The 22,821-nt window shown below is 55.6% G+C and carries 22 protein-coding genes and 1 tRNA gene; 13 read left to right on the top strand and 10 right to left on the bottom strand.

Annotation, left to right across the window (positions count from 1 at the left end):
- Positions 1–3 precede the first annotated feature (3 nt).
- The 4 genes from lsrB to V2154_RS07090 all read left to right on the top strand — a co-directional run bounded on the left by lsrB (position 4) and on the right by V2154_RS07090 (position 3,392).
- Complete coding sequence (gene lsrB, locus V2154_RS07075) at positions 4–1,020, top strand: autoinducer 2 ABC transporter substrate-binding protein LsrB (protein ID WP_353503937.1); 1,017 nt, start codon at positions 4–6, stop codon at positions 1,018–1,020.
- Between the two features lie 29 nt (positions 1,021–1,049).
- A complete protein-coding gene (gene lsrF / locus V2154_RS07080; protein ID WP_353501632.1) occupies positions 1,050–1,925 on the top strand; it encodes a 3-hydroxy-5-phosphonooxypentane-2,4-dione thiolase in 876 nt (291 codons plus the stop codon).
- A gap of 14 nt (positions 1,926–1,939) precedes the next feature.
- Entirely contained in the window at positions 1,940–2,230 is a 291-nt protein-coding gene (gene lsrG / locus V2154_RS07085) for a (4S)-4-hydroxy-5-phosphonooxypentane-2,3-dione isomerase (RefSeq protein WP_353501633.1), read from the top strand.
- 925 nt (positions 2,231–3,155) lie between these two features.
- Positions 3,156–3,392, top strand: coding sequence for a hypothetical protein (locus V2154_RS07090; RefSeq protein WP_353501634.1), 237 nt, complete (start codon positions 3,156–3,158; stop codon positions 3,390–3,392).
- Between the two features lie 54 nt (positions 3,393–3,446).
- Here V2154_RS07090 and V2154_RS07095 read toward each other — a convergent pair whose 3' ends face one another.
- Together V2154_RS07095 and V2154_RS07100 are read right to left on the bottom strand one after the other, a co-directional pair.
- A complete protein-coding gene (locus V2154_RS07095; protein WP_353501635.1) occupies positions 3,447–4,583 on the bottom strand; it encodes an ABC transporter substrate-binding protein in 1,137 nt (378 codons plus the stop codon).
- A 114-nt stretch (positions 4,584–4,697) separates the two neighbouring features.
- A complete protein-coding gene (locus V2154_RS07100; RefSeq protein ID WP_353501636.1) occupies positions 4,698–5,609 on the bottom strand; it encodes a LysR substrate-binding domain-containing protein in 912 nt (303 codons plus the stop codon).
- Between the two features lie 141 nt (positions 5,610–5,750).
- Between V2154_RS07100 and V2154_RS07105 the strand changes: the two genes are divergently transcribed.
- The gene (locus tag V2154_RS07105; protein ID WP_353501637.1) at positions 5,751–6,533 is read left to right on the top strand and encodes a hypothetical protein; all 783 of its coding nucleotides are present in this window, start codon (positions 5,751–5,753) and stop codon (positions 6,531–6,533) included.
- 7 nt (positions 6,534–6,540) lie between these two features.
- Here the strand turns inward: V2154_RS07105 and V2154_RS07110 are convergent, their stop codons facing one another.
- From V2154_RS07110 to V2154_RS07130, 5 genes are all read right to left on the bottom strand, one after another.
- Entirely contained in the window at positions 6,541–7,386 is an 846-nt protein-coding gene (locus V2154_RS07110) for an amino acid ABC transporter ATP-binding protein (RefSeq protein ID WP_353501638.1), read from the bottom strand.
- 19 nt (positions 7,387–7,405) lie between these two features.
- Entirely contained in the window at positions 7,406–8,314 is a 909-nt protein-coding gene (locus tag V2154_RS07115) for an amino acid ABC transporter permease (RefSeq protein WP_353501639.1), read from the bottom strand.
- Positions 8,307–8,834, bottom strand: coding sequence for a GNAT family N-acetyltransferase (locus V2154_RS07120; RefSeq protein ID WP_353501640.1), 528 nt, complete (start codon positions 8,832–8,834; stop codon positions 8,307–8,309). Before V2154_RS07120 ends, V2154_RS07115 begins: the two co-directional genes overlap by 8 nt.
- 25 nt (positions 8,835–8,859) lie before the next feature.
- A complete protein-coding gene (locus tag V2154_RS07125) occupies positions 8,860–9,780 on the bottom strand; it encodes an ABC transporter substrate-binding protein (protein WP_034789409.1) in 921 nt (306 codons plus the stop codon).
- A gap of 266 nt (positions 9,781–10,046) precedes the next feature.
- Positions 10,047–11,231, bottom strand: a complete 1,185-nt coding sequence (locus V2154_RS07130) for an amidohydrolase (RefSeq protein ID WP_353501641.1) — start codon at positions 11,229–11,231, stop codon at positions 10,047–10,049.
- A 265-nt stretch (positions 11,232–11,496) separates the two neighbouring features.
- Here V2154_RS07130 and V2154_RS07135 point away from each other — a divergent pair, with 265 nt between their 5' ends.
- The 6 genes from V2154_RS07135 (at position 11,497) to V2154_RS07160 (ending at position 17,688) form a co-directional block, all read left to right on the top strand.
- Complete coding sequence (locus V2154_RS07135) at positions 11,497–12,906, top strand: LLM class flavin-dependent oxidoreductase (protein ID WP_353501642.1); 1,410 nt, start codon at positions 11,497–11,499, stop codon at positions 12,904–12,906.
- Between the two features lie 9 nt (positions 12,907–12,915).
- On the top strand, positions 12,916–13,746 hold the full coding sequence (locus tag V2154_RS07140; protein WP_353501643.1) for an ABC transporter substrate-binding protein: 831 nt from the start codon (positions 12,916–12,918) through the stop codon (positions 13,744–13,746).
- A gap of 26 nt (positions 13,747–13,772) precedes the next feature.
- Positions 13,773–14,636: an amino acid ABC transporter ATP-binding protein gene (locus V2154_RS07145; protein WP_353501644.1), complete on the top strand. Its 864-nt coding sequence runs from the start codon at positions 13,773–13,775 to the stop codon at positions 14,634–14,636.
- Complete coding sequence (locus V2154_RS07150) at positions 14,620–15,405, top strand: amino acid ABC transporter permease (protein WP_353501645.1); 786 nt, start codon at positions 14,620–14,622, stop codon at positions 15,403–15,405. Before V2154_RS07145 ends, V2154_RS07150 begins: the two co-directional genes overlap by 17 nt.
- Positions 15,395–16,084: an amino acid ABC transporter permease gene (locus V2154_RS07155; RefSeq protein WP_353501646.1), complete on the top strand. Its 690-nt coding sequence runs from the start codon at positions 15,395–15,397 to the stop codon at positions 16,082–16,084. Before V2154_RS07150 ends, V2154_RS07155 begins: the two co-directional genes overlap by 11 nt.
- A gap of 191 nt (positions 16,085–16,275) precedes the next feature.
- On the top strand, positions 16,276–17,688 hold the full coding sequence (locus tag V2154_RS07160) for an EmmdR/YeeO family multidrug/toxin efflux MATE transporter (protein ID WP_353501647.1): 1,413 nt from the start codon (positions 16,276–16,278) through the stop codon (positions 17,686–17,688).
- Between the two features lie 57 nt (positions 17,689–17,745).
- Here V2154_RS07160 and V2154_RS07165 read toward each other — a convergent pair whose 3' ends face one another.
- A complete protein-coding gene (locus V2154_RS07165; protein ID WP_353501648.1) occupies positions 17,746–19,278 on the bottom strand; it encodes a purine-cytosine permease family protein in 1,533 nt (510 codons plus the stop codon).
- A gap of 22 nt (positions 19,279–19,300) precedes the next feature.
- The gene (deoD, locus tag V2154_RS07170; RefSeq protein ID WP_353501649.1) at positions 19,301–20,011 is read right to left on the bottom strand and encodes a purine-nucleoside phosphorylase; all 711 of its coding nucleotides are present in this window, start codon (positions 20,009–20,011) and stop codon (positions 19,301–19,303) included.
- A gap of 317 nt (positions 20,012–20,328) precedes the next feature.
- Between deoD and V2154_RS07175 the strand changes: the two genes are divergently transcribed.
- Positions 20,329–20,997, top strand: a complete 669-nt coding sequence (locus V2154_RS07175; protein WP_353501650.1) for a Crp/Fnr family transcriptional regulator — start codon at positions 20,329–20,331, stop codon at positions 20,995–20,997.
- Between the two features lie 67 nt (positions 20,998–21,064).
- On the opposite strand, the gene V2154_RS07180 is transcribed toward V2154_RS07175, so the two are convergent.
- A tRNA-Asn gene (locus V2154_RS07180) sits at positions 21,065–21,140 on the bottom strand.
- Positions 21,141–21,390: 250 nt separating this feature from the next.
- On the opposite strand from V2154_RS07180, the gene V2154_RS07185 reads away from it, so the two are divergent.
- Complete coding sequence (locus V2154_RS07185) at positions 21,391–22,413, top strand: LLM class flavin-dependent oxidoreductase (RefSeq protein WP_278880845.1); 1,023 nt, start codon at positions 21,391–21,393, stop codon at positions 22,411–22,413.
- Positions 22,414–22,821 lie beyond the last annotated feature (408 nt).

Consider the following 22,821-nt stretch of genomic DNA (forward strand, 5'->3'; position numbering starts at 1 on the left):
ATGATGAAAACAACCGCGTGGAAAAACCTGTTCGCCGTCAGCGCATTAGCTGTGGTTTGTGCCAGCGCACAGGCCGCAGATCGCATTGCCTTTATCCCGAAACTGGTGGGTGTCGGCTATTTCACCAGTGGCGGCAGTGGTGCAACGGCGGCGGGCAAGGAGCTAGGCGTCGACGTGACCTACGACGGCCCGACGGAGCCGAGCGTGTCGGGGCAGGTGCAGATGATCAATAACTTCGTCAATCAGGGCTATGGCGCCATCGTGGTGGCGGCGGTATCCCCCGATGGACTCTGCCCGGCCTTAAAACGCGCCATGCAGCGCGGGGTGAAAGTCTTGACATGGGACTCGGACACCAAGCCCGAGTGCCGCTCGATTTACATCAACCAAGGCACGCCGCAGCAGTTAGGTTCCATGTTAGTGGACATGACCGCCAGCCAAGTGACCAAGGAAAAAGCCAAGGTGGCGTTCTTCTACTCCAGCCCGACGGTGACCGACCAGAACCAGTGGGTGAAAGAGGCGAAAGCCAAAATCGCCAAAGAGCATCCGGGCTGGGAAATTGTCACCACGCAATATGGCTATAACGACGCCACCAAGTCGCTACAAACCGCCGAGGGCATCATGAAATCGTGGAATGACCTCGACGCCATCATCGCCCCGGATGCCAATGCCTTGCCAGCGGCGGCGCAGGCGGCGGAAAACCTCGGGCGCAAGAATGTCGCCATCGTCGGCTTCAGCACGCCAAACGTCATGCGCCCGTACGTCGAGCGCGGCACGGTGAAACAGTTCGGCCTGTGGGACGTGGTGGCGCAGGGCAAAATCTCGGTGTATGTCGCCGAACAGCTGCTGAAGAAGGGCGAGCTGAACGTCGGCGACAAGCTGGATGTGCCGAAAATCGGGCAGGTAGAAGTCTCGCCGAACAGCGTGCAGGGCTACCAATATGAAGCCAAGGGCAACGGCATTGTTCTGCTGCCGGAGCGCGTGGTGTTCACCAAAGACAACATCGGTAAATACGATTTCTAACATTAACGTCACTGTAAGGAGAACTTGAGATGGCTGATTTAGACGACATCAAAGACGGCAAGGATTTTGGTATTGGTACGCCGCAAAGCAACCGCGCTTTCTTCCTTAAAGGAAGCGGGGCGCTGGACTGGGGGATGCAGTCGCGGCTGGCGCGCATTTTCAATCCGGCCTCCGGGAGAACCGTCATGCTGGCGTTCGACCACGGCTATTTTCAGGGGCCGACCACCGGCCTTGAGCGTATCGATCTCAACATCGCGCCGCTGTTCGAACACACGGACGTTTTGATGTGTACACGCGGCATTTTGCGCAGCGTGGTGCCCGCCGCCGTCAATAAACCCGTGGTGCTGCGCGCGTCTGGTGGTAATTCGATTCTCACCGAGCTGTCGAACGAAACCGTGGCCGTAGCCATTGAAGACGCGCTGCGCCTGAACGTTTCCGCCATGGCCGCGCAGGTTTATATCGGCAGCGAGCACGAGCATCAGTCGATCAAAAACATTATTCAGCTAGTGGATCAGGGCACCCGCTACGGCATGCCAACCATGGCGGTGACCGGGGTGGGCAAAGATATGGTGCGCGATCAGCGTTACTTCTCATTGGCCACCCGCATCGCCGCCGAGATGGGGGCCCACATCATCAAAACTTACTATGTGGACAGCGGCTTCGAGCGCGTCGCCGCAGGCTGCCCGGTGCCGATTGTTATCGCCGGTGGTAAGAAACTGCCCGAGCGCGAAGCCTTAGAGATGTGCTTCCAGGCTATCGATCAGGGGGCATCTGGCGTGGATATGGGGCGCAACATCTTCCAGTCCGAATCGCCGATTGCCATGCTGAAAGCCGTGCAAGCCGTGGTGCATCACAACGCAAGCGTCGACCACGCCTACGCGCTGTTTCTCGATCAAAAAGGCTGAGCCAAGGAGGAGTTATGGAAGTCACACTGGTAGAAATTAATGTCAAAGCCGACAAAGTCAATGAGTTCTTGAAAGTGTTTCACGACAACCACTTAGGCGCGATTAAAGAGCCGGGAAACCTGCGTTTTGACGTGCTGCAAGATGAGCAAGAACCCACGCGATTTTTCATCTATGAAGCCTACGTCGATAATGACGCCGTCGCCGCGCATAAGAAAACACCGCACTACCTTAAGTGCGTCGAGGCACTGGAGGGGCTAATGACCGGACCGAGGAAGAAGACCAGTTTTAGAGGGATTTATCCGTAACTTTGGGGTGGCAACCCAAACCTGCTTTACCTTCAAAGGCAAAATTGTGTGCTGCCAAGCAGACAACGCATTTTTACCGTGCCGTTTCGTTGGAGTGCAATTTTGCTCCTCCCCCTGATAAGGGGGAGGCTGGGAGGGGGTATTGCAGAAAAAATCAGCGGCTTATGTGAGAAATACCCCACCCCAACCCTCCCCTAAATAGGGGAGGGAGCAAGTCAAAACCCATAATAAAACCCACTGACACGGCACGGTCTAGATGCCAGTAGGTCGCGTTCAGAAGTGACGCCGAGCAAGAGGTGGAAAACCGCGTGTCTTTTTACGCGGGTTGGAATCCCGCCGCGAGGGAACCGCCTAAGCGGCGGCACTTCGCGACGAGCGCGGTGGCTGCTGAAACATGTCCATTCCAATCCTGCGCAGCCTCGATCTTCCAGCAGAAAAAACGCAGGGTTCCAAGGGAGGCGCGTTTACGCCTCCCTTGGTCGGTGTGGGCCGACGCCCACGACCTTGAATTTGAATTTAAAGATTTAAAGATTTAAAGCGAGTCAGGGGCCGCCGCCCCCCCAAAACTGGAATGCACCTCGTAATTTCTTTTGTCGCTGATGTAACCCGACAATAACCTTCCAAGACACCTCGCAGAGATGATTTTTCCCTCTGATAAGCCAATAAAAAAGGAATAGGCTGTCCTTGCTGCGGTGAAAACCGTAGTCGGGCGTAGGAACCTGAGGCAGTCCCCAATAGCAATTGTAGTGACGTCTTCGCTGCGTATTACATTGATTTTAAAAAATGTAACTATGGTGGCTCAGACGGGGCAGCCTTCGGGCTGACCGGAAATTGGGACCGGTATTCCTACCTCCGTCTGAGCTGTCTCCCTATGCCGTAGGGGCTAAGGAGTCGGCCATAATTACTCTTCAGGAAGGTATATAAAATGGACAATGTTGCTACTTTAGTTAATTCATTTGATGGGCTTTACGATGCGACGCCTCTGACGGCGGTTGAACTGTGTGAACAATGTCGGGCACTGGTTTTTGCGATGACCGAATTAGCCAATCCTATTGCGAAAGAGCTGTTGAACTCGATTCTATGGGAACGTATCGATCAGCTTTATCAGACACTGACGGCTCTGGATGTTGACCCGCAGGCTAGATTTTCGGTGCTGATGTAATCGGCGAGGAGCTAAGGGAAGGCAGGGCGCGTGGCGGCGCCCTGCGAAGAGGGATTACTGCGGTGTAGCCCAAAACACGCCGCTGTAATCCAGCGAGGTGAACTTCTCGTGGGCCATCTTTAAATCGGCCAGTGGGTCGATATCTTTGAACAAGTCCGGGTGCAGGAACTTGGCAATCTCTTCGACGGCAATCACGTTGAAAGGCAGGTCATAGAACTGGTGGTACATCGCCAAAACCTGCTTGTCTTTAATGGATTTCAGTACGCTGATGCCATTGCGGTTCATCAAGGCGCTCAGGCTTTTCTGCACGGCCGCTTCATTGGTGCTGTAGCCGAAAGGCACGGCGCCAGAAGGTTTGTTGCCGCGGCTCCAGTCAGCGCCGGTCATCAGGTAGTAATCCGGGTTGCTGCTGATCAACTGCTCAACGTTGATATCGCCACCCATTGCCGGGAACAGTTTGCTGCCAATGTTCTGACCACCGGCCTCGTCAATAAACTGACCAAAGCTGCCTTTACCAAAGGTGGAGCAGCACTGTTCGCTGTGCAAACCTGCATGGCGCTCAATGAAGACGCTCGGGCGCTGGTCTGGCTTGAGCGTGGCTACCCGCTGGCGAATTAAATTCAGGCGCTGTTGGTAAAAATCAACAAAGGTTTGAGCGTTTTTATCTTCGTCAAACACCTTACCTAACATCTGCATGCTGGCGACAGTATTAGTCAGTGGCTGCTGACGGAAGTCGATAAACAGCACCGGAATGTTGAGTTTTTGCAGCAGGGCGAGGGTGCCGCTGTCGGTCATTTTGCTCAGCAGGCCGGTGTCGAAAATCACCAAATCGGGCTTCAGAGTTACCGCTTTTTCGACACTGAAATCAGCCACGTATGGGTTGTCGAAAATAGGAATGTCTTTCATTTTCGGGAATTTTTTCAGGTACGCCTGATTCATATCTGCGGCTTTGGTTTGCAGCGAGTTGTCCATTGAAACGATATTCTTCAAGGGATCTTCCGGGTGCAGAATATTTAAGGCAATCAGGGCGCGCGAGTCAGCCAGCATGACGCGCTGCGGCGTATGGTCGAAGGTCACTTGGCGACCGGCGATATCAGTAACGGTGAAAGGTGCGGCCTGCACCATAAATGAAATCAGCAGCGAGCTGGCCACCGTCAACAGGCGTGCGGGGCGAAGTAAACCAGTGAACATGACAATCCCTAGAGCGAAAATGAAAGATGATAATGATAATCATCTCTTTTGGACTTGGGAACGGCTCGCACACAATTTGACATCAATCTTGTGGCTCAGGGCGTGTGTCTCACCTTATGGCTGGGCGATCAGCGGCATTCTGCTCTGCAGCCAATGTTTTAATTCCACAATGTCGGCACGATCGGCTTTATCGGCTGAAGTGACAAAATAGTAATTTGCGCCCGGCAGGCACTGCTCAAATGGCACTTGCAAAATGCCTTTTTCGATAAAGTCTTTAGCCAGCAGGCTGCTGACGATGGCCACGCCCTGTCCGGCAATCGCCGCCTGAATGGCATGGGTTTCATCGGTAAAGCGCAGGCCGGCATCAATATTTAATCCGGCAGGACCAAACTGCTGGCGCCAGTTCTCCCAGTCGGGCGAAGGCTGCGGGATCATGCGGTTTTCGACATGAAACAGCGTGGCAGTGAGTAAATCTTCCAGCCGCTTTAATCCCAGCGTAGGGCTGGCAACCAGCACAAAACGGTCATGGGATAGCAGGGTGGAATCGAGCTGTACGCTGGCGTGCTGGCTGTAACGAATAGCAACGTCCACGGTATTCTTGGTTAAATCCACCAGTTCAATGCTGGTATGAAGCCGCAGGTCGAGCGTCGGCGCATGTGTTTTCAAATCAGCCAGGCGTGGTACCAGCCAGTGTGTCAAAAAGTTCGAGGTGGTACTGAGGGTTAAGGCCGCGGGCTGGCGCGCGTGGTGAATTTCATTCACCGCGTCTTGCAGGGTGGCGAATGCCTGACGCGTCGCCTGACGCAGGATCTGGCCGACGGCGGTGAGTTTCACCTCGCGGGCGCTGCGCTCAAACACCTGAGCTGACAGCGATTCTTCCAAAACGCGGATTTGGTGGCTAATGGCGGTGGCGGTCACGCCAATCTCTTCGGCGGCCCGTTTAAAGCTGCCGTGAGTCGCCACGGCGTCAAAGGCTTTGAGTGAACCCAGTGGCGGCAGGCGCGGTTTTCTTACGTTTGCACTCATGATGAGTTATTTTCATCCATGGCTGAAAATGATGACTTTGATTGACCCAAAATAAGCGGAGTAAGCTTGTTTTGCAATATCGGTATAGATGAAGTGAATTCATGCTTGTGCCGATGACCCTCAATCAAAGGAAGCACTCTCATGACGATTTGTATCGAACAACGCCAACTGCGGGTTGGCAATAGAGCTGAGTTATTCGCTTTGCTGTTTTCGCTTCAGGCGCTGGTCTCGGGCCTGCTATTTGCTCAAGTTGGCTGGGCGGAACTGTTTACCGCCAATTTATTGCTCGGCGCGATAGTGGTTTTCGCGGCGGTTGGGCGTTCGGCGGCGGGCCATGCGTTATCTACGCTGCTTGCCAGTCTGACAGCCGTTAGCCTGCTGGTGGCGCTGTTTAGCTGGTCTGAACGCGGTATGGCGGACGCCAATACGCATCTGATCAACGGCATCGCTACCATTTTATTGGGGCTATTTGTCTTGAATGAGAAGTATGGCGCGCGGCCTTGGCTGCCAAAAGCTTTGCGCCGCCAGCCCGGTTTCTCATGGGGGCTGGGGGCTGAGGTATTTTCAACGGCGGGGATTACGACTGGGCTTTTTCTGACCGTCTTGGTGAGCCAAGCCTTCTTCATCCACCACGCCACGCTGGAAACCGGTTTATTTCCACTGGTACTGACCCTCTTTATGCTGGCGCTGCGGATATGGGTTTTAAAGCAAGGGGCCAACGCCGCGATCTCTCAGCAGGTCTATCTGCCCTACGTCCTGCCGCTACGTGCGATGGGAGCAGCAGTCGGGGTCGGGCTGGCGGTATTTTTACTGCAGGGTTATCCGAATGAGGAAGGTTTTGCCGGTGCATCAGCCCTGCTATTGCTGTTAGCGCTGGGAAGCACTACGACAATGCTGGTCGCGGCGGATGCACCGGCAGAATGAGGCCGGTTCACAGCACTTTTTCTAGGAAGCTGCGGGTGCGGCCGTGGCGCGGGTTGTCCAGAACCTGCGACGCAGAGCCGCTCTCCACCACTTTGCCATCAACCATAAAGACCACCTGGTCCGCCACCTGACGGGCGAAACCGATTTCATGGGTGACGACGACCAGCGTGACGCCAGAACGCGCCAGCTTTTTAATGACGTCGAGCACTTCGCCGACCAACTCCGGGTCCAGTGCCGAGGTCGGCTCATCAAACAGCATCACTTTAGGGTTGAGAGCCAGCGCGCGGGCAATGGCAATGCGTTGCTGCTGCCCGCCGGAAAGATGGCGCGGATAAGCCTGAGCTTTTTCGCGCAGCCCGACAGTGTCCAGCAGCTCATAAGCACGGGCAATGGCCTGTTTGCGGTTCATCAGCCGGTGAACGATAGGGGCTTCAATGATGTTATCCAGCACCGACAGGTGCGGAAAAAGGTTAAAGTTCTGGAAGACGTAGCCGACGTTAACCCGTTGCTTGAGGATGGCCCGCTCTTTCAACTCATACAGCTTATCGCCTTTGCGCTGATAGCCAACATAGTCGCCATCAATCTGAATGGTGCCCTCATTGACGCGCTCCAGATGATTAATGGTGCGCAGCAGGGTGGATTTCCCTGAGCCGGATGGCCCGAGGATCACCGTCACGGTGCCGGGTTCGATGCTTAGGCTTACGTCATCCAGCGCCTTGTGTGCGCCAAAATGTTTGCTCAGGTGGCTGATTTCAATTCTGCCCGGCGCCTGATGCTGCGGCTGGCGCAGCAATACCGGCTCGGCGGCTTTGGCCGTTGGGCGTGAAACGAACAGGTCAAAAGCTTCAGACATACATTTACTCCTTCGCGGCTTAGCCGCGCGCCCACAGGCGGAAACGTTGGATTGGCGTCGGTCGTAGCTCGCGCACGGCTCCGCGTGAGAAATAGCGTTCAACATAATATTGCAGTACCGACAGCACCGACGTGATAACCAGATACCAGACCGTCGCTACCATCAGCAGGGGAATTACCTGCTGGGTGCGGTTGTAGATCACCTGCACGGTGTAAAACAGCTCGGGCATCGACAGCACGTAAACAATCGAGGTGCCCTTGGCGAGGCTGATCACCTCATTAAAACCGGTAGGAATAATCGCCCGCAGCGCCTGTGGCAAAATGATGCGGAAGGTGCGGCGATAGCCCGGCAAACCCAGTGCCGCAGCTGCTTCGTGCTGACCGTGCTCGACACCCAAAATGCCACCGCGAATAATCTCGGCGGTGTAGGCCGACTGCACCAGCGAAAGTCCCAGCACGGCGACGGAGAACTGATCCAGCAGATCGACAGTCGGGTGGCTGAAGAACTCAATCGAGGTAAAGGGAATGCCGACCGACAGGCTGTCGTACAGATAGGAAAAGTTATAGAGAATGATCAGCACCAGCAACATAGGCAGTGAACGGAACAGCCAGATATAGCCCCACGCCAGCCCATTCAGTAAGTAGGATTTGGACAGTCTGGCCAGCGCCAGCGCGGTGCCGAAGATAATGCCAAACAGCGTGCCCAGCAGGGTGAGCAGCAGGGTTTTGGCTAAGCCTTGCAGGATAGCCGGTTCAAAGAACCATTGGCGAAATACGCCCCATTCCCAGCGCGGGTTGGTGGCAATCGACTGGACGATCACCAGCAGAATAAAGACGGAGAATATAGCGCCAATCAGGCGCAGCGGGTAGCGGGCAGGGACCACTTTCAAAGGCGGCTGGTCGGTCTGTCGCAGCGAGGTGTCACTCATAGGCTTTCTCCGCAACAGGGGCAGCAGCCACGGCGACGGGCAATGCTTTGGTAAAGGGTAAGCGACCGTCATAAGGCGGCAGGGAGTAAACCACCGGGTCCACGCGAGTATCAAACTGCGGCTGATAACCGTTTGCCAGATATAACCCCACGGCCTCCGGCTGGCGGAAACCGGTAGTGAGGAACAGCTTGCTGTAGCCTTGCTCCAGCGCGCGTTGTTCCAACTCAACCAGCACCTTTTTCGCCAATCCCTGGCGGCGCAAGGTTTTGTCGGTCCATATTCGTTTTAGCTCGGCGGTCTGCAGGTCGTAGCGTTTAAACGCCCCCATCGCAATGGGAGCACCGTTACGCAACAGCACCACAAACACCCCGTCCGGCGGGGCATAGTAGCTCAGCGGCTCTTCTTCCTGATGGCCAAAATAGTCGCCGTAACGCGCGCGATATTCGCCAAATAAGCCTTCAATGACGGGCGCAATCAGCGGGTCGTCCGGCAGGGTTTGAATAAAAATGTCCTGACTCATGGTCTGCTCCTGCTGAAGAGAAAAATTAATCACCAAGGCCCGGTGGGTTGATTTCGGAGTGGTCGATCTTCTCGACGCTCTCGCCCCAGCGGTCTAACACTTTCAGGTAACTGCCACTGGCGATGGCGCTGTTAATCGAGGCTTGCACGGCATCAACCAGCCCGTTGCCCTTTTTCAGCGTCACCGCGATATTGGCGGTTTTCGGCCAGCCACCCGGCACGGTGCCGACTAACTGAGTTTTGCCCGTTAACAGGGATTTATACGCCCCGGTGACGTTCGGGCCGAAGGTGGCATCGGCGCGGCCTGACTGGATAGCCAGCGTAGAGGCCGCGTCATCAGTGACATAAATAGGCTGTAGCGGGGCGAGGCCCTTGGCGCGGTTTTCCTTATCCCACTCCAGTAAGACGGCTTCCTGATTGGTGCCGGAGCCGACGATGATTTTCTTACCCGCAATATCCGGCGCTGAAGTAATGGATTTAATTTTGCTGCCGGTCTTCACGTAGAAGCCCAGCGTATCTTGGCGATAGGTGGCGAAATCGAATTTAGTTTTGCGATCTTTGGTCACCGTAATGTTGTAGATAGCGGCATCGTATTTGCCGGACGTCACGCCGAGCGGCCAGTCTTCCCACGAGGCGGGCACCACTTTCAGCTTCAGGCCAAGGCCATCGGCAACCAGACGCGCAATGTCGGCCTCGCTGCCAATCACGGTTTTATTGTCACGAGCATAGAGGCCAAAAGGTGGGGCACTGCCGAGCACGGCCAGCGCGACGGTCAGGGTGCCCGGTTCGACAAACTTAAAGTTAGCCGGGATTTTGGCGATGGCTTCAGGGCTTTTTGGCGTATTGATTGGGGTTTCATTGGCGACTAAGTCGATACCCGGTGCTGCATAAGCCACGGAGGAAAAAAGAACCAAAGCGGCCACGGCGGTTAATTTCGTGCTAATCATCTTTATTACCCTCATACCCTTCATATTTCGCGATGTAGAAGCATTGGCTGCCCTCTGCAACACGAACTATCTAGGTTAATTATTTTTTATTGGCCCCTTGCAGGTGTCGAATTCACTATTCCTGAGCGGCTGAGGGATGTAAAACAACAAAATTAAATAACTAAACTGATAAAGCAGAAATAAAAACCAGAGATGAAAAGCAGCACAAAAGCCCGCTGACCGACGTTCAATCGGGCGGGCTGATAATATTTTTAGCAGTGAAAAGGTTATTTGTCTGTCAGCTCGGCCAAGGCTTTTTCCGCTAATTGCTGGAAATAGACCGCCGCCGGATATATGGCTTTTTCATTCGGATTAAATTTAGGGTGATGCAAGCCAAACTCACTGGCCGAGCCAATGCTGACAAAGGCGCCGGGCACGTGATGCAGGTAGTGCGCGAAGTCTTCGCCGCCCATTTGCGCCTCGGACAGCTCAACGTTATAGCCTGCTTCCCGCGCCGCTTGGCTGGCAAACTCGGCCCAGCGCGGCGTATTGACCACCGCCGGTGGCCCTGGGAACCAGTGCAGTTCGGCCTTCGCGCCCAGCGCCTGCGCCACGCCTTCAATCACCTGACGGATTTTGCCGGGGATCTGCTCGCGGATCTCGGCGTTATGGGTGCGCACCGTGCCTTCGAGGTCAACATCCTGCGGCAGCACGTTCCAGGTATTGCCGCCCTCAATGCGGGTCACGCTGACCACCACCGACTCTTTGGTGCTGAAGTGGCGACTGACCAAGGTTTGCAGCGCGGTAACGATGTGGCTGGCGGTGACGATGCTATCGACACCTTCTTCGGGATGCGCGGCGTGTGCGCCTTTGCCCGTCACCGTGATTTGGAATCGGTCGACGTTTGCGTAGAACGCGCCGCCCTTGGTGGAGAAGGTGCCGACCGGCAGCTGTGGCGCATTGTGCAGGCCGAAAATGGCGTCCACATTGTCCAGCGCGCCGGCTTCAATCAGCTGGAGCGCGCCGTTGAAACGCTCCTCGGCTGGCTGGAAGAACAGCCGCACGCGGCCCGGCAGTTGCTCTTCCCGCGCTTTGAGCAGGTAAGCCGCGCCCAGAATCACCGAGGTGTGGAAGTCGTGGCCGCAGGCATGCATTACGCCAGCCTGCTGCGAGCTAAAAGGCACGCCGGAAATTTCATTAATCGGCAGGGCGTCGATGTCCCCGCGCAGCGCCACCAAAGGGCCGTCCTGCGGGCCAATCTCGGCCACCACCCCGGTTTTCAAACCGAGATTAAGGATGCGGATCCCCGCAGCGTTCAACCACTGGGTAATTCGCTTGGTAGTGGCATATTCGTGGTTCGACAGTTCCGGGTTTTGATGCAATTCACGGCGCCAGTCGATCAACTGTTGTTCAAGCTTTAAAGGAGTGAGTGATGCTGCGTCGAGGGTGTCATCGGCAGTATGAAGACTCATATCATTTTAACCTTATGGTATTGGCCGGCGAATAATGGCGGCGGGGAAATTAATGTCCTGATTAATCCTGACCGCATATTGGCAAATTACTAAATATCGACTGGTTATCTGTTATGCCTTTCGGTTCTCTTTAGGTTTTTATTCCATTAGCTAATTATCGAAATAAGAAGAACGGTTTTTATATTTAGGCCGCGATGCTTTCTGTGGAATTCTTTTGCTATCGCATTTTCATATTGCATCGCAGACCTTAGTTGGGAGCCTAATTATGAGCCAGTCCATTCCTTCTCAATCAGCCGCTAATGCCAAGGTGGCTAACAAGAAAAGCATTAAATTAGGCCTGATGTTGCACGGCGCGGGCGGCCATATGAATTCTTGGCGACATGAAAAAGTCCCTGCCGATGCCAGCGTCAATTTTCCCTATTTCCGTGAGTTGGCGCTGAAAGCCGAAGCCGCTAATTTCGATTTCCTGTTTGTCGCCGACGGTTTGCACATCAATGAGAAATCACTGCCGCACTTCCTCAATCGTTTTGAGCCGGTGGCGCTGCTGTCGGCGCTGGCATCCGTGACTCACAGCATCGGGCTGGCGGGCACCATTTCCACCTCTTACAGCGATCCCTTCACCGTGGCGCGCCAGTTAGCCAGCATCGATAACATCAGCAATGGCCGTGCGGGCTGGAACGTGGTGACCTCGCCACTGGCGGGTTCTGCCAAGAACTTTGGTAAAGACCACCCTGAGCACTCACTGCGTTATCAAATCGCCGAAGAGTACATCAACGTGGTGCAAGGGCTGTGGGACTCGTGGGATGACGATGCCTTTATCCGCGATCGTGAAAGCGGGGTGTTTTTCGACGCCGCCAAGCTGCACAAGCTGAATCACCAAGGGCAGTTCTTCTCGGTGGAAGGGCCGCTCAACATCAAGCGTTCGCCACAGGGCCAGCCGGTGATTTTCCAAGCCGGCGCCTCGGAAGCCGGTATCGCGCTGGCGGGAAAATCGGCCGACGCGGTCTTCACCAACGCCCGCACCCTGCAAGAAGCGCAGGAGTATTCCGCCAAGTTGCAGGCGCAGGTGGCCAAGCACGGCCGCCATCCGGTGGGCATTTTCCCCGGCATCAGCCCGATTGTCGGCGCGACCGAAGCCGAAGCCGAGGCCAAATATCAATATCTGCTCTCCCTGATCTCAGTGGACGACGCGCTAGCCTATCTGGGGCGCTTCTTCGACCACCACGACTTCTCCCAATACCCGCTGGATGAGCCTTTCCCGGACGTCGGCGACTTGGGGCAGAACACGTTCCGTTCCACCACCGACCAGATTAAACGTTTAGCCAAAGAGAAAAACCTGACGCTGCGCGACGTGGCGTTCCAGACCACGCTGCCGAAAGGCGAGTTCTTCGGCACGCCGGAGCAGGTGGCTGACACCTTTATTCGCTGGGTGGAAGAGGGCGGCGCTGACGGTTTTATTATCGGCGGCCCGGTTTTGACCGAGGCGCTGGACGACATCGTCCGTCTGGTTCTGCCCGTGCTGGCCGATCGCGGCTACTGGCATCCATCAACGGAGAGCAAAACTCTGCGTGAGCGACTGGGCCTGCCGTTCAAGGCCAGCCGCTACGCGCAAGTATCAGCAAAACAGCAAAAAAATGAGCAGCCGCAGGTTGCCGCAACATTGACCCATCATTAAGGAATAACTATGGCTCGTTTGGTTTCTGGTAAGGCGTCACTCGCAGCATGGATTTTACTTTCAATCAGCGGCGTGGTGAGTTTTGCCGCCCACGCCGATCAACTGTCGGACATTAAAAAGGCCGGGGTGATTAAGGTCGCCACCTTCGACTCCAACCCGCCGTTTGGCTCAGTAGATGCCAAAACCCATGACATTGTCGGCTATGACGTGGATTTCGCCAAAGCGCTGGCCAAGTCACTGGGCGTGAAGCTGCAACTGGTGGCGACTAACCCGGCAAACCGCATTCCGCTGCTGCAATCGGGCAAGGCTGACATCATCGTGGCTGACATTACTATCACGCCGGAACGCGCCAAGGTGGTGGATTTCTCCATCCCTTATTTCGTCACCGGGCAGCAGTTCCTGGTGCCAGTTGGCTCACCGGACAAGCTGGATGAGTACGCCACTGCGCGCATTGGCGCGGTGAAAGGCACCACCGGCGAGCAGGAGTTGCATAACCGATTCCCGAAATCTCGCGTGCTCTCATATGACGATATTCCGCTGGCGCTGTCTGCTCTGCGCAATGGCAACGTTCAGGCTATTACGCAGGACAGCACCATTCTGGCCGGGCTGCTCGACGGCGCGCCGGACAAGGCGAAATACAAAGTGTTGCCGGATTTACTCAGTAAAGAGGAGATTGGCGTGGGCGTGAAAAAGGGTGAAACCAGCCTGCTGAAAGCCGTCAATGATGAACTGCTGAGTCTGGAGAAGTCCGGCGAAGCGACCACCATTTATAACAATTGGTTCGGCCCGCAGACCAAATCGCCGCAGCCGCGCTTATTTACGATTCAGGCCAAGAGCTAAGCAAAATAATTAGACAGGCGGGGTTTATGCAACAACCATCCTCAGCAACCGCAGACTCGTCTGCGGTTTTTTCGTCTCCGGCGGGCGGCAAGAAAGCCGTCGCGGTGCAGTTCAAACAGGTGAGTAAATCTTTCGGCGCGCATCAGGTTATCCAGCAGGTGGACTTGAGCGTGGCGGTGGGAGAAGTGGTGGCGGTCTGCGGGCCGTCCGGCTCGGGCAAGTCGACGCTGATCCGCCTGATCAACCATCTGGAAACCCTCAGCAGCGGCGAGATTTTCATTCATCAGCGCCCCACGGCGGGCCTCAGCGGCAAAGCGCTGCGCCAGCTTCGCACCCATATTGGCTTTGTTTTTCAGCAATTCAATCTCTACGCCCATCTTGATGCCTTGGATAATGTCAGTCTGGCGCTGACCAAGGTCCACGGCTGGAAGCAGGAGGCAGCGCGGCACAAGGCGCGCGAGCTATTGGCGCGGGTCGGGCTGGCTGACCGGGCGCATCATTTCCCCTCTCAGCTGTCCGGCGGCCAGCAGCAGCGGGTGGCTATCGCCCGCGCGCTGGTCACCGATCCCAATATTATTCTGTTTGATGAACCCACTTCGGCGCTGGACCCGGAGATGATTGGCGAAGTGCTGCTGGTGATGCAGGAGCTGGCGCACAGCGGCATCACCATGATTGTGGTGACTCACGAGATGAGCTTCGCCCGCGAAATTGCCGACCGGGTGGTGTTTATGGACGGCGGGCAAATCCTCGAGCAGGCCGATCCGGAGAGCTTCTTCACCCAGCCCCAGCACCCGCGCGCCCGGCGTTTTCTGCAAAAGGTGCTGTTCCCGCTGCGCTCGGCGCAAGAACAGTTAGCCAAAGAGGGGAAGGTTGATGAACTGGCACCTTGACTGGGCGGGCGTGCTGACCGGCCAGCCGCTGCAATGGATTATTTCCGGCTTTCTTACCACCTTATATGTGACGCTGGCCGCCAGCCTGTTGGCTACGTTGCTCACGCTGCTGCTATTGGTGCTGCGCCTCGCGCCGGGCCGCGTGGGCAGAGGCGTGGCGGCGGTGTATGTGTCGATATTTCGCAATACGCCGCTGCTGGTGCAACTGCTGTTTTGGTACTTTGCCGCCTATGGTGCGCTGCCGCAGGGGTGGCGTTTTTACATTGGCGACGAGCACCCATGGGCCACTTTACCGGTCAATATCGCGTGGCTGACGCCGGAGTTTCTCTGCGCCACCTGGGGGCTGGCGCTGTTTAGCGCGGCCTTTATTGTGGAAGAGGTGCAGGCCGGGCTGAACTCGGTGCCCGCCGGACAAAGGGAGGCCGCGATATCGCAAGGGTTCAGCCGCTGGGCGTTGCTGCGTTACGTGCTGTTGCCGCAGGCGCTGACCAACGCGTGGCAGCCGATCACCGGCCAATATCTCAATCTAATGAAACTCTCGTCGCTGGCCACAGGTATTGGCTTCTCGGAGCTGACTTACCAGATAAGCCGCATCGAGAGTTACAACGCCCATGCGCTGGAAGGCTTCGCCATCGGCACCGCGCTCTATTTACTGCTCGGCTTAGTGATGGGCTGGCTGTTTATCACGTTAGGGCCAAAACGGCCGGGGCTGCGCCAGTCGCCATCCGCCGCCGTGGCTAATGCCGAAGGAGCACCGCGTGGAGTTTGATTATTCGGTTCTGCACGACAACTTTACCTACCTTATGTGGGGGCGGGTGGCGGACGGCGAGCCGGGTGGCGTACTGCTGACCTTAATCATGGCTATCTCGGCGGGTGCCATCGCGCTGGTGCTGGGCGTGGGAATGGCGGCGCTGGCCTGGCGGTTTGGCGGCTGGACGCGGCGCGTGCTGTTCGTCTGGGCCGAGTTTATTCGCGGCATTCCACTGATCTTTGTGATTTTCTGGCTCTACTTTCTACTGCCGGTGGTGTTTGGCAGTTCAATGCCGGGCGCGCTGACCGTGATACTGGCGCTGGCGTGGTTCACCTCGGCGGCGGTGATGCACTCTACGCTGGCCGGAATTGAGTCACTGCCCGCAGGCCAGAGCGAGGCGGGCACGGCTTCGGGTTTCAGCCAGTGGCAGGTTTTACGCATTCTGCTGCTGCCGCAGGCGTGGCCCAACCTGCTGCCGTCCTATCTCGGCTTGCTCATTGCGCTGCTAAAAGACACGTCGCTGGCGTTTATCGTTAACGTGCCGGAACTCACCACCGTCGCCGGGCAGGTGAATAATCGGGTGCAAATCTACCCGGCGGAGATCTTCCTGTTCATCGGCCTGATTTACTACCTGCTGTGCGCCACGCTGGCGGCGGTGGCGGGGAGATGGCTGGGGCAGCGTCATTCTCAACGCTAACCTCTGGGATTTGTATCAGAATGTTCATCGCGCCGAAGTGTGATGTCAGTGCCGATGTGGTCTTGCCGCGAGGCGGGTTTTTTATTGCGCATTAAATGTCCAAATATCAATGATAAAAGCCTTTGCAAAACGCAGGGGCTTTTACCATTCTTAAAGTAGGCATCTGACCTCACCTCATAGCTGGAACTATCTTGCAAAACATCAGAGTTACCGTGCAGCACGCGCTGGAGCGCACCAAGTGGTATCACAAACGGCGTTCCTATCGTGTGTTGTTCTGGCGTGAAATTACTCCCCTCGCGGTACCGATATTTTTCGAAAATATGTGCGTGCTGCTCATGGGGGTGCTCAGCACCTTTCTGGTCAGCTGGTTGGGCAAGGAAGCGATGGCCGGCGTGGGGTTGGCGGACAGTTTCAATCTGGTGGTGATCGCCTTTTTTGCCGCGATAGACCTCGGTACCACCGTAGTGGTAGCCTTTAGCCTCGGCAAGCTGGATCGCAAACGCGCGCGCAACGCGGCGCGGCAGTCTTTAGTGCTGATGACCCTGTTTGCTTTGCTGCTGGCCGTCGGCATCGAGTTCGCCGGTGAGCATATTATTGACTGGATAGCGGGCAGTGCCGAGCCGCAGGTTAAGGCCCTCGCCCTGAATTATCTCACTATTACTGCGTGGAGTTATCCGGCTGCGGCCATCGCGCTGATCGGCTGTGGGGCCTTGCGCGGTGCCGGTAATACCAAGATCCCGATGCTTATCAACGGCGGGATGAACATCCTCAACATTATTATCAGTAGCGTCCTGATTTATGGCTGCTTCGGCTGGGGCGGTTTGGGCTTTTCCGGTGCCGGATTGGGCCTGACGATCGCCCGCTATATCGGCGCAGCGGTGGTGATTTACGTGCTGATGATCGGCTTCAATCCGGCACTGCGCATTCCCCTTAAAAGCTATTTCAAACGCCTCAATACCGGCATTTTGATGGAAGTGCTGAGCATCGGCGTGCCCGCCAGTATTGAATCCGTGCTGTTTAACGGCGGTAAATTGCTGACGCAGGTGTTCGTCGCCGGGATGGGGACTGACGTGATTGCCGGTAACTTTATTGCCGCGTCGATCGCCTCGCTGATTAACCTGCCGGGCAACGCCTTGGGTTCGACTTCTACCATTGTGGTCGGCACCCGTTTAGGGCGCGGGCAGATGGGGCAGGCAGAGCATCAACTGAAACATATTTTCTGGCTCTCAACCATTGGCCTGTGCGCGCTTTCGCTATTGTCAATGCCCTTGGCTGGCCTGCTGGCGTCCTTCTATACCAAGGAAGATGATGTTATCCACGTGGTGAAAATGCTGGTGTGGCTGAACGCCGCCTTTATGCCATTCTGGGCCGCCTCCTGGGTATTACCCGCCGGGCTGAAAGGGGCTCGCGACGCGCGTTTCACTATGTGGGTATCGCTCCTCAGCATGTGGGGTGGTCGCATCGTCGCTGGTTATACCCTCGGCGTGGTGCTCGGTTTCGGCGTCATCGGTATCTGGCTCGGCATGTGCCTCGACTGGATCATTCGCGGCAGCTTCTTCTACTGGCGACTGGCGAGTGGTAAATGGTTGTGGAAGTATCGCTAGGGGTTTTCTTTGCTAAAAAGGCCGCTTCTCAGCGGCCTTTATTTTATCTACTGGAAATTACACAGTTTTTTGTGGCTTCAGCGGCTGAGCCTTGGCAGCAGAAGTCGGCTGTGAAGTGATACCCGGCAGGGCGATTTTCAGGCCGAAGGTCAACAGGGCGTAGATCCCGCCGCCCACCAGCATCGACACAATAACGCCGATATTCGCGGTGGCGAACACGCTGTGGCGCGTTTCGTCCGTCAGCAGGAAGCCGACGATGTGCGCGATGTACGGGTCGCCCGAGGTGATGGTGCCAAGGCCGACAATAGTGGCGGTAAACAGCGCAACCAGCGCGGTCCAACGGCCATTTCTGCCGCCGAATCCGGCTTTGTTGGCCATAGTAATATCCCAACCCAAACGTTTTTGGCGCAGGAAGTCGATCAGTTCAATCGCACCCGCCGAGCCCATCACCACCGAGATTGACGCCAAGAATGATTGGAAGGTGGAGAGGAAAGAGTCGGAGATAAACATCAGATAGAACGCGCCGAAACCAATGATAATGGCGTTCAGCATGGTGGTGGTGGCACGGCTAGCAGGAATGCCCAGCGCCAACAGCGCCAGCCCTGAGCTGTAAACGCCGGTGATCGCCGCCGCCAGCAGGGAGATGATGATAACGATGGAGAATGGCACGTAGAACCAGAACGGCAGCAGGTTAGTCAGCGAGGCAATCGGCGCTTGCGCGGCGGCGGCACTGAGGTCCGGATTGCTGTCGGCCAAGAACGCGCCGAGGATCAGTAAAATGCTCACCGGCAGAGAGATGCCCGCGGTGGTCCAGAAAATCACTTTTGAGGCCGGGGTTTTCTTCGGCAAGTAGCGCGCAAAGTCGCCGCCGTAGTTAAGGAAGCCCAGCCCGACCATGGTCATCGCCATCACCACGCCGCCGATGTAAGTCAGCAGGTCGCCGTGCGCCGCGCCGTGGCCCAGCTTGTCCCAGTGAATGTGTGGCAGCATCAGGAAGATAAAGATGATGCTCATAAAGCCGGTCAGCCAGGCGATGTATTTTTCGACTTTCATAATCAGCTGGTGGCCGTAAACCGCAATCGACATGGTTAATGCCAGACTCAGAATAAACCAGCCGAGGATGCACATCAGCGTCGGCTTGCCATCCGCCAGCGCAAAGGCCGTCGGCCAGAGTTTGGCAAATAGCGCCGCGCCGGTGGAAGAGGCCAGAGTGATCAGGGTAATTTTCCAACCCATATTGGAGATGTAGGCAAACAGGGTTGGGAATTTATTGCCGTGATAACCAAAGCAGAAACGGGTTTGGGTCAGCGTCGGCAGGCCAGTTCTTGGGCCGCCCACCGCCAAAATACCTACCAGAATGCAGGAGAGCAGATACCCTATAATCCCGGCGGTGATGGACTGCCACAGGCTCAGTCCCAGCGAGTAAACATACACCCCGTAGGCGATACCGAGGATGGAGACGTTCCACGAAAACCAAATGGGGAACAGTCCGGAAGGGCTGCCGTACCTTTCGGATTCAGGTACGGCGTTAACCCCGTTGGATTCGACTTTGAGGCCGCTTGGTGCAGGTGAGTGTGTAGAGTTCGTCATCGGATAAGCCTTATAAATAAGATCAATCGCTGAATATTGCTGTCTCTAAAGCCAGCTCAAACATGTTGTTTAATGTTTTTTGTAATTGTTCTGCGCTTGGCTCTTCGCCGGTGACGCTATTGACGCAGGCGGTCAACAGGCTCAGGGCTTTGGCGCGGTACTGCGCGGCGATGGTGTAAAGCGCCGAGGTTTCCATTTCTACTGCCAAAATATTCATTTTTTTGAGGGCTGGGAGCATACCTTCGGGTTTGTCATACAGCAGGTCGTTGGTAAAGGTGTTGCCGAACTGGGCGGGCAGTTGGCGATGCTGCGACACCGTCCAGCAGCGGCGCAGCAGGTCAAAATCGGGCACGGCGGCGAAGTCGTAACCGCCAAAACGGTCGCGGTTGGCGGAAGAAGAGGTGCCCGCGCCGGTAGCGACAATCACGTTGCTCATGTCCACCGTGCTATCCACCGCGCCGCAGGTGCCGATGCGAATCAGCTTCTTCACGCCAAATTCGTTAATCAGCTCATGGGCATAGATTGATACGGACGGGATCCCCATGCCGTGGGCCATCAGCGAGAGAGGTTTGCCGCGATAGTAGCCAGTAAAGCCAAACATATTGCGGGTATCGCAAACGCGTTTGGCGTCAGTCAAATAGGTCTCGGCGATGTACTGGGCGCGCAGCGGGTCCCCCGGCATGATTACGGTTTCGGCAAAATCGCCCGGGTTGGCATTAATATGTGGCGTCATCTGATGGCCTCCTGACTGGGATGTAGGCCATCATGGTAGAAAGCCCTTCGCGCGTAGAAAAAGGCAAATGTCCGACCCTGGCCGACGGCGATCACAAAATTGATTTTTACTGGTCTGCGCGACTATGGCGGCGAGGCAAAGTGGTGTAGGAGAAAGGAGACTCAGGGCGAGGATCGTGCAAGGGGCATTGACAATGATCAGGGCCGATCGTTAGTCTCAGCAGCCCCTCGACTTCGCGAGCGGCGCGATGGGTAATCCTCAGGGTTGGCGTTACTCACTTAACTATTATTTCGGGCCGGTCGGAGAGCGACGACATCATGACAATCATTCAGCAATACGCTCAGCGCGGATACAAAATCCTGCGCGACGCGGTACACGCCGCGTCACTCAAAGACAAAGTGATTGGCCCCGATGAGTTCATTTTGCGTCAGGGGGAAGAGATTCAGGCGTTGTACTGGATAACCCTCGGCGAATACACCATGCATTACAATGCCGAAAACGGTAAGACCTTCAGCCTCGGCCAGCGCTTCGTTAGCGACACTATTATTGGAGAAATCGAATACCTCACCCAGACGCCCAGCCAGTTTTCCGTCGTGGCTCACGAGGCCATGGCGGTGAAAGTCATTCCGCTGGCGATGATGGACAGCATCCTCACCAGCCACGTGGAGGTCGGCGTTTGGCTTAGCCAGCTGCTATCCCTCAGCTACCAACGCGGTATGGCAAAAACCATGGAACGCTTCTTACAGCCACTGGTGTTTAACATCGTCGCCGACCTTTACGAGCGTCATCAGCAGCAAAAACCGCTGGTGGATTTCTCCCAGGTTTACCGCGAAGCCGAACGCTTCGGCTGCTCCGAGCGCACCTATCGGCGGGTGATCAATCAGCTGATGGAAGAGAACTACATCCAAAAAAACGCGAATGAGTATGTTATCTGCGACATAGACAAGTTCCGCCAGATATTGACCCATTCAGTCAGGGTGGGATAAGTAGCTCTAACGATTTGAATCGGAAAGCAAAAAGCCCGCTTAGTTTCCTAAGCGGGCTTTTCTAATTTGGCTCCTCTGACTGGACTCGAACCAGTGACATACGGATTAACAGTCCGCCGTTCTACCGACTGAACTACAGAGGAATCGCGTGAATGGGGCGAATAATATCGAGTGACATTGTTGATAGCAAAGATTTTTTTGCTTCCACAATCTGATGGGAGACAATTTGTGCAGACGGCTCAAGAACGAGCGACTTTTCATCAATATTCATCAAATAAACTGAACCCTTAGGTTAAATAAATGAAATTTATTCTCATCCTGAGAGGCGTAGAGTAAGGGTATCGCTGTGCCATATCCTCTTGGGATAGGCCGGAATCTGAGGATACTTTTACTATGAAAAAGATTGGCTTTTTATCGTTCGGCCACTGGACGCCATCGCCACAGTCGGCGACCCGTTCGGCGTCTGACGTGCTGCTTCAATCCATCGATCTCGCCGTGGCGGCTGAAGAACTGGGCGCAGATGGCGCTTATTTCCGCGTTCACCACTTTGCTCGCCAACTGAGTTCGCCATTCCCGCTTTTGGCGGCTATCGGCGCAAAAACCAGTAAGATTGAGATTGGTACTGGCGTGATCGACATGCGCTATGAGAATCCGCTGTACATGGCTGAAAGCGCCAGCGCCGCAGACCTGATCTCCGGCGGGCGTTTGCAACTCGGTATCAGCCGCGGATCGCCGGAGCAGGTGATTGACGGCTGGCGTCACTTTGGTTTCCAGCCAGCCGAGGGTGAAACCGACACCGATATGGCGCGTCGCCACACTGAAGAGTTTTTAGAAGTGATACGCGGGAAGGGGTTTGCCGAGCCGCATCCGCAGCCGATGTTCCCTAATCCTCCGGGCTTACTGCGCCCAGAGCCTTATTCGGCTGGCCTGCGTGAGCGCATCTGGTGGGGGGCGGCGACCAACGCGACCTCTATTTGGGCCGCCAAGTTGGGAATGCATCTGCAAAGCTCGACGCTGAAATTTGATGAAACCGGCGAGCCGTTCCACATTCAGCAGGCGAAGCAGATTCGCGCTTACCGCGCTGCGTGGGCCGAAGCGGGGCATCAGCATGCGCCACGAGTCTCTGTCAGCCGCAGTATTTTTGCGCTGATGAATGACCGTGACCGCGCCTACTTTGGCTCCAGCAGCAATGACGGCGATAAAATCGGTTATCTCGATGAGCAAACCCGCGCCATTTTCGGCCGTAGCTATGCCGCAGATCCAGAAACGCTGGTGAAACAGTTAAAACAGGACGAAGCCATCGCCGAAGCCGACACTATTTTGCTGACGGTACCCAACCAACTGGGTGTGGATTACAACGTGCACGTGATCGAGTCGATCCTTAAGCATGTCGCTCCAGCGATGGGCTGGCGTTAGGAATAGGGCATACGATTAGAGACACAAAAACCAAAAAGCCCGCTTAAGTTTCCTTAAGCGGGCTTTTCTAAATTTGGCTCCTCTGACTGGGATCGCCTTTGCCAGTAACTGGCTAATAATTAAGCTAACCTTGAATTCTTACTCTGTCAAGACCACCATAATGACCACCAACTGCTGAAGGTTGCACAAAACTGTTTTAAAAGTCCTTTTATAAGTGAAAACGCCGTTGATACAACCTTGCAAGCAAGGGAAGGGTGATTATCTGATATGACCCTACCCGGAAATCCTGCTCCAATCAGAAACAGAATTCCGGCATGATAAACACTCTCCTGAAGGGAGGTGGTGCCGATGAAAAAGTCACATTTAAAAATCAATTGGTTGGAAATTTTTAGGGTTTTTATATTGATG

Origin of the sequence: Ewingella sp. CoE-038-23, from assembly GCF_040419245.1 — a bacterium.
Taxonomy (GTDB): Bacteria; Pseudomonadota; Gammaproteobacteria; order Enterobacterales; family Enterobacteriaceae; genus Ewingella; species Ewingella allii.

Bases quoted from the DNA above. Each gene is read 5' to 3' on its own strand.
- lsrB (WP_353503937.1), top strand. From the start codon at position 4: ATGAAAACAACCGCGTGGAAAAACCTGTTCGCCGTCAGCGCATTAGCT.
- lsrF (WP_353501632.1), top strand. From the start codon at position 1,050: ATGGCTGATTTAGACGACATCAAAGACGGCAAGGATTTTGGTATTGGT.
- lsrG (WP_353501633.1), top strand. From the start codon at position 1,940: ATGGAAGTCACACTGGTAGAAATTAATGTCAAAGCCGACAAAGTCAAT.
- V2154_RS07090 (WP_353501634.1), top strand. From the start codon at position 3,156: ATGGACAATGTTGCTACTTTAGTTAATTCATTTGATGGGCTTTACGAT.
- V2154_RS07095 (WP_353501635.1), bottom strand. From the start codon at position 4,583: ATGTTCACTGGTTTACTTCGCCCCGCACGCCTGTTGACGGTGGCCAGC.
- V2154_RS07100 (WP_353501636.1), bottom strand. From the start codon at position 5,609: ATGAGTGCAAACGTAAGAAAACCGCGCCTGCCGCCACTGGGTTCACTC.
- V2154_RS07105 (WP_353501637.1), top strand. From the start codon at position 5,751: ATGACGATTTGTATCGAACAACGCCAACTGCGGGTTGGCAATAGAGCT.
- V2154_RS07110 (WP_353501638.1), bottom strand. From the start codon at position 7,386: ATGTCTGAAGCTTTTGACCTGTTCGTTTCACGCCCAACGGCCAAAGCC.
- V2154_RS07115 (WP_353501639.1), bottom strand. From the start codon at position 8,314: ATGAGTGACACCTCGCTGCGACAGACCGACCAGCCGCCTTTGAAAGTG.
- V2154_RS07120 (WP_353501640.1), bottom strand. From the start codon at position 8,834: ATGAGTCAGGACATTTTTATTCAAACCCTGCCGGACGACCCGCTGATT.
- V2154_RS07125 (WP_034789409.1), bottom strand. From the start codon at position 9,780: ATGATTAGCACGAAATTAACCGCCGTGGCCGCTTTGGTTCTTTTTTCC.
- V2154_RS07130 (WP_353501641.1), bottom strand. From the start codon at position 11,231: ATGAGTCTTCATACTGCCGATGACACCCTCGACGCAGCATCACTCACT.
- V2154_RS07135 (WP_353501642.1), top strand. From the start codon at position 11,497: ATGAGCCAGTCCATTCCTTCTCAATCAGCCGCTAATGCCAAGGTGGCT.
- V2154_RS07140 (WP_353501643.1), top strand. From the start codon at position 12,916: ATGGCTCGTTTGGTTTCTGGTAAGGCGTCACTCGCAGCATGGATTTTA.
- V2154_RS07145 (WP_353501644.1), top strand. From the start codon at position 13,773: ATGCAACAACCATCCTCAGCAACCGCAGACTCGTCTGCGGTTTTTTCG.
- V2154_RS07150 (WP_353501645.1), top strand. From the start codon at position 14,620: ATGAACTGGCACCTTGACTGGGCGGGCGTGCTGACCGGCCAGCCGCTG.
- V2154_RS07165 (WP_353501648.1), bottom strand. From the start codon at position 19,278: ATGACGAACTCTACACACTCACCTGCACCAAGCGGCCTCAAAGTCGAA.
- deoD (WP_353501649.1), bottom strand. From the start codon at position 20,011: ATGACGCCACATATTAATGCCAACCCGGGCGATTTTGCCGAAACCGTA.
- V2154_RS07175 (WP_353501650.1), top strand. From the start codon at position 20,329: ATGACAATCATTCAGCAATACGCTCAGCGCGGATACAAAATCCTGCGC.
- V2154_RS07185 (WP_278880845.1), top strand. From the start codon at position 21,391: ATGAAAAAGATTGGCTTTTTATCGTTCGGCCACTGGACGCCATCGCCA.